The organism is Streptomyces sp. 150FB, from assembly GCF_000818195.1.
Taxonomy (GTDB): Bacteria; Actinomycetota; Actinomycetes; order Streptomycetales; family Streptomycetaceae; genus Streptomyces.
The window spans coordinates 509,808-514,490 of sequence record NZ_JTHL01000001.1; the positions used below are offsets into that span (position 1 = coordinate 509,808).

General features: G+C 72.5%; 5 protein-coding genes and 1 pseudogene. 3 read left to right on the forward strand and 3 right to left on the reverse strand.

Going from position 1 to position 4,683, the window contains the following annotated elements:
* From QR77_RS48105 to QR77_RS02055, 3 genes and pseudogenes are all read right to left on the reverse strand, one after another.
* A partial coding sequence (locus QR77_RS48105; RefSeq protein WP_236710493.1) for an FAD-dependent monooxygenase occupies positions 1-468 on the reverse strand: 468 nt, incomplete at its 3' end.
* A 101-nt stretch (positions 469-569) separates the two neighbouring features.
* Positions 570-1,079: pseudogene (locus QR77_RS02050) on the reverse strand (isoprenylcysteine carboxyl methyltransferase family protein); the annotation flags it as partial.
* 16 nt (positions 1,080-1,095) lie between these two features.
* On the reverse strand, positions 1,096-2,148 hold the full coding sequence (locus QR77_RS02055; RefSeq protein ID WP_040019380.1) for a 3-oxoacyl-[acyl-carrier-protein] synthase III C-terminal domain-containing protein: 1,053 nt from the start codon (positions 2,146-2,148) through the stop codon (positions 1,096-1,098).
* Positions 2,149-2,339: 191 nt separating this feature from the next.
* Between QR77_RS02055 and QR77_RS02060 the strand changes: the two genes are divergently transcribed.
* The 3 genes from QR77_RS02060 to QR77_RS48110 form a co-directional block, all read left to right on the forward strand.
* Positions 2,340-3,275 carry a UbiA family prenyltransferase gene (locus QR77_RS02060; protein WP_078876439.1) on the forward strand — a complete coding sequence of 312 codons (936 nt, stop codon included), beginning with the start codon at positions 2,340-2,342 and terminating at the stop codon, positions 3,273-3,275.
* 121 nt (positions 3,276-3,396) lie between these two features.
* A complete protein-coding gene (locus tag QR77_RS02065) occupies positions 3,397-3,576 on the forward strand; it encodes a hypothetical protein (RefSeq protein ID WP_040027121.1) in 180 nt (59 codons plus the stop codon).
* A 128-nt stretch (positions 3,577-3,704) separates the two neighbouring features.
* A partial coding sequence (locus QR77_RS48110) for a sigma-70 family RNA polymerase sigma factor (protein WP_236710494.1) occupies positions 3,705-4,683 on the forward strand: 979 nt, incomplete at its 3' end.

Below are 4,683 nucleotides of genomic sequence, written 5' to 3' on the forward strand. Positions count from 1 at the left end.
CCGCCGGTCGGGCAGGTCCAGGCCGAGGGAGCGCCGTACGGGCGAGTGCAGCCCGTCCGCCGCCACCAGCCAGCGGGCGCGCAGCCCGGCGGCGGTGACGGAGTCGGGTCCCTGCTCCACCTCGCCGGCGCGGGCGTTCACCACCCGGACGCCGGCCTCCTCGGCGCGCCGGGCCAGCGCCGCGTGGAGTTCCGTACGCCGTACGCCCAGCCCCGGTCCGTCGAAGAGCGCCTCGGCCCGGTGGTCGCCGCGCACATAGCGGATGCCGCGCAGCGGGTGGCCGGGCGGGAGCCGGAGGCCGAGGGCGCCGAGCGCGCGTACCCCGCTGGGCATGACGCCTTCGCCGCACGCCTTGTCGACGGGGGTGGTGCGCGGTTCCAGGACCACCGTCTCCAGGCCGGCCAGCGTCGCGTGCAGCGCGGTGGCGAGTCCGGCCGGGCCGCCGCCCACCACGAGCAGGTCGATCACGGGCGTACGTCGGCCGTACTCACACCGCCGGCCGGAGCCGCGCCTCCCTGGTCGCCGCCACTCCGGTCGCCGCCGGTGTCGCTGCCTGCCTCGTCGCCGAGTGCCGGAGCCGTGGCGAGCGCGGTGTTCTCGCACCGGATGCGTACGGTCAGCAGCCACGCGTTGAGCACCGTGAACACCAGCGCCGTCAGCCAGCCGCCGTGCACGAGCGGCAGCGCGACGCCCTCGACCACCACCGCGACGTAGTTGGGGTGCCTGATCAGCCGGTACGGGCCGCCCGTCACCAGCGGCAGCCCCGGCACGGTCACCACCCGGGTGTTCCAGCGGGGCCCCAGCGTGCCGATGCACCACCAGCGCAGCGCCTGCGCCGCCAGTACGAGGGCGAACATCGTCCAGCCGAGCGCGGGGTCGAACGGCCGGTCGGCCAGCCACACTTCGGCCAGGCATCCCAGCAGCAGCCCGGTGTGCAGGACGACCATCGGCGGGTAGTGGCCCCGGCCCCGCTCGACGCCGCCGCGCTCCAGGCTCCAGCGCAGATTGCGCTTGGACACGACGAGTTCGGCGACGCGTTCACCGCCGACGGCCAGGATCAGCAGCGTGTACCAGATCATGTCGTTCCGTCCTTCGTCACCAGCGGAGCAGGACCATCTCGGAGCAGAAGCCGGGACCCATGGCGAGCACCAGCCCCGCGGTGCCGGCCGGTGGCCGCCGTTCCGCCAGGGTGTCACGCAGGACGTGCAGGACGGAGGAGGACGAGAGATTCCCGACCTGTGCCAGCGAACGCCAGGTGACATCGAGGGCGCCGTCGGGGAGTTCGAGTACGTCCTCGACCGCTTCGAGCACCTTCGGGCCGCCGGGGTGGCACACCCAGGCCGTGATGTCGTCACGGGTGAGGCCGTGGTCGGCGAGGAAGGCGTCGACTTCGGTGGCGAGGTTCTTCCGTACGAGTTCCGGCACGCTCGCGTCGAGGATGATGCGGAAGCCGGATCCGGTGATGTCCCAGCCCATCACATGCTCGGTGTCGGGATACATCCGGCTGCGGGAGTCGACGACCACCGGACCGTCGCCGCCGCGCCGCGCGCCGCAGGCGACGAGCGCCCCCGCCCCGTCACCGAAGAGTCCACTGGCGACCAGGTTGGCCGCCGAGGAATCGTTTCGCTGGAAGGTGAGTGTGCACAGTTCGACCGAGAGCAGGACCGCCACGTCGTCGGGGTGTCCCAGCAGGTAGTCGTGCAGCCGGGCGATGCCGGCGGCTCCCGCCACACAGCCGAGTCCGAAGATCGGCAGCCTTTTGACGTCGGGGCGCAGGCCGAGCCGTCCCACGAGCCGGGCGTCGATGGACGGCGCGGCGATGCCCGTCACCGAGGTGAACATCAGCAGGTCGACGTCGCGCGGGGACAGGCCCGCCTCGTCCAGCGCGGCGGAGACCGCTTCGGCGCCGAGGGGGACGGCCTCCGCGATGAAGGCGTCGTTGACGGCGCCGAAGTCCTCGAGTTCCGGGTAGCGGTCCAGGGACAGCGCCATGTGCCGGGTGTCGACCCGGGCGCTTCGGTGCAACCGGTCGAGGACGCGGCGGTCGGCCCCGTCGGGCAGACAGGTCTTGGCGACCATGTCGGTGATGTCCTGTTGGCTGTGCTTGTGCGGAGCCAGGGCTCCATGGACGGCTGCGATGCGTGTCATCTGCGGTCCGAGGTCGAGGGTAGGTGAACGTGCAATCTCTGCCCCGCCATCGGCACACCACACGCTAATTGCCCCATACGCCCCTCGTACGGCCGCTGCGGCGCGAGCCGGACCCATCCCGCGGGCGCCACCCGGACGGCCCCCGAACGCGGCTGCCGGGTCCCGGGCATGACGGCGCATACGATGAGGCCGTGGACGCCATCGAACGGCCGTCACCCCCCGGCCGGCCCCCGCTCGACACGCCGCCGGGACACCAGCCGGGGGGCGCCCCGAGCCGTGTGCCAGGTCGTCCCGCCGGGCGCCCGGCCGCGTCGCTGAAGCGCCTGGCCGCGCTGCTGAAGTCGTGTCATCCGGGCCCGACGGTCGTGGTGACCCTGCTGGTGGCCGGTCTCGCCGTCGCGGCGGGCCAGGACACGCCCGGGTGCGTACTCGCCACCGCCGCCGTCCTGGCCGGCCAGCTCTCGGTGGGCTGGAGCAACGACGCGGTGGACGCGGTGCGTGACACGGCGGTGGGCCGGGGCGACAAGCCGGTGGCGGGCGGCGCGGTGGGGGCGCGGACCGTACGGAACGCGGCCCTGGTCGCGCTCGTCCTGTGCGTGCCGCTCTCGCTGCTGTACGGGCTGCTCGCCGGCGCGGTGCATCTGGCGGGTGTGCTGGCCGCCTGGGCGTACAACTTCGGGCTCAAGTCGACACCGCTGTCCTGGCTGCCGTACGCGATCGGTTTCGCCTCTCTGCCCGCGTTCGTCACGCTCGGCCTGCCCGGTGCTGCCACTCCTGCCTGGTGGATCGTCACCGCCGCCGCGCTGGTCGGGGTCGGGGCCCATCTCGGCAATGTGCTGCCGGACATCGAGGCCGATCTGGCGACGGGGGTACGCGGCTGGCCGCAGCGCCTCGGTCCCACCGCGGTCCGGCTGCTGCTGCCCCTCCCGCTGGTGGCCGCGACGATCCTGCTCGCCCTGGGACGGCCCGGTGCCCTGGGCGCCGTCGCCGTCGGTGTGGCGCTGGTCGCGGCGGTGGGCGGCGCGGTGCTGGGATCACGCCGGCCGAAGCTGCCGTTCCTCGCGGCGATCGTTGTCGCGGCCGCCGATGTGACACTGCTCCTCACCCAGGGCGCGGCCCTCTCGTGAGGTGTCACCGGATCGGTGCCCGAGCGCGCGACTGATCCGGCGGGCAACGGGCACTCGGCGCTCAACGGCACGACCACCGCTCTCCGTTGTGTGGCCGGCCGTCGAACACCGGGAGACATCGATGTTGGGTTTCGTGGCAGCAGTGCTCTTCGCCATCGCGTTCATCATCAACGCGACGGACACTTCCGTCGACGCCGTTTTCGCCCCGATGAGTCTCATGCTTCTGGGCCTCGCCGTGCTCGCGCTGCACGTCGCGGGCGTCGGAACCGGCTGGGGGTCCAGAAGCCGGAGCCGCCGCTGACACTCCGTACACATCGCTCCACCTACGCGTTCATCACGGCGGGCGAAAATCCGTACCCCGTTTTCTGTTGTCCGGCGGGGCTCCAGGGGGTCTCCTGTGTGTGACGGACGAGAACAAGGTGGAGCGCCGTGTACGGAAGTGACCGCAGTGGACCCGACCATGCCCTGGTGCTGGCCGCCCGCGAGGGCGACCAGCACGCTCTGGACACACTGGTCGCCTCCTGCATGCCATTGATCTACAACGTGGTGGGGCGGGCGCTCGACGGGCACAGCGATGTCGACGACGTCGTGCAGGAGACGCTGGTACGGATCGTGCGGGGCCTGCCGGGTCTGCGTGACCCCGACGCCTTCCGCTCCTGGGCGGTGGCGATCGCCGTACGCCAGATTCGTGACCGCGAGCACGCGCGTACGGCGGCTGTCGACCGCACAGCGCCGCTGGAGTCCATCGACCAAGTGGCTGACCCCGCCTCGGACTTCGCTTCGCTCACCATCCTGCGGCTGGGGCTGACCGACCAGCGTCGCGAGGTCGCCGAGGCCACCCGCTGGCTCGTGGACTCCGACCGCACCCTGCTCGCGCTGTGGTGGCTGGAGTGCTCCGAGGAGCTGACGCGCGCCGAACTGGCCGCGTCCCTCGGGCTGTCCGAGCGGCACGCGGCGGTGCGCGTCCAGCGCTTGCGCGAGCAGATCGAGCTGTGCCGCTCCATCGTCCGTGCGCTGAACGGGACTTCGGGGCACTGCCGGAGCCTGGACTCCATGCGGGCCCTGTGGATGGGCGAGCCGGAGCCGCTGTGGCGCAAGCGCTTCGGCCGGCATCTCAGGAGCTGCGAGGTGTGCGGCGCCGGCGACGTGTCCAAGGTGCCCGTCGAACGGCTGCTGAGCGGACTGCCGTTGCTCCCACTGCCTGCCCCGGTCGCTCCGTGGGGCACTTCATCTCCTGCCCCCGAAGCCGTAGTTGACGATGCATCAGAAATCGTGGACCTCACGGACACCGACGCCGGCGGGGGGCGTACGGGGCGCGCCGCGCGGCGAAGAGCCGCCCGTACCGCACAGCGCAGGCGCGGCCTGGTGGTGGCGTCGGCGGTGGGCGCGGTGGCGGTCGCCGCTCTGC

Excerpts from the sequence above, each read along its gene's own strand:
- QR77_RS02055 (WP_040019380.1), bottom strand. The coding sequence starts at position 2,148 with ATGACACGCATCGCAGCCGTCCATGGAGCCCTGGCTCCGCACAAGCAC.
- QR77_RS02065 (WP_040027121.1), top strand. The coding sequence starts at position 3,397 with ATGTTGGGTTTCGTGGCAGCAGTGCTCTTCGCCATCGCGTTCATCATC.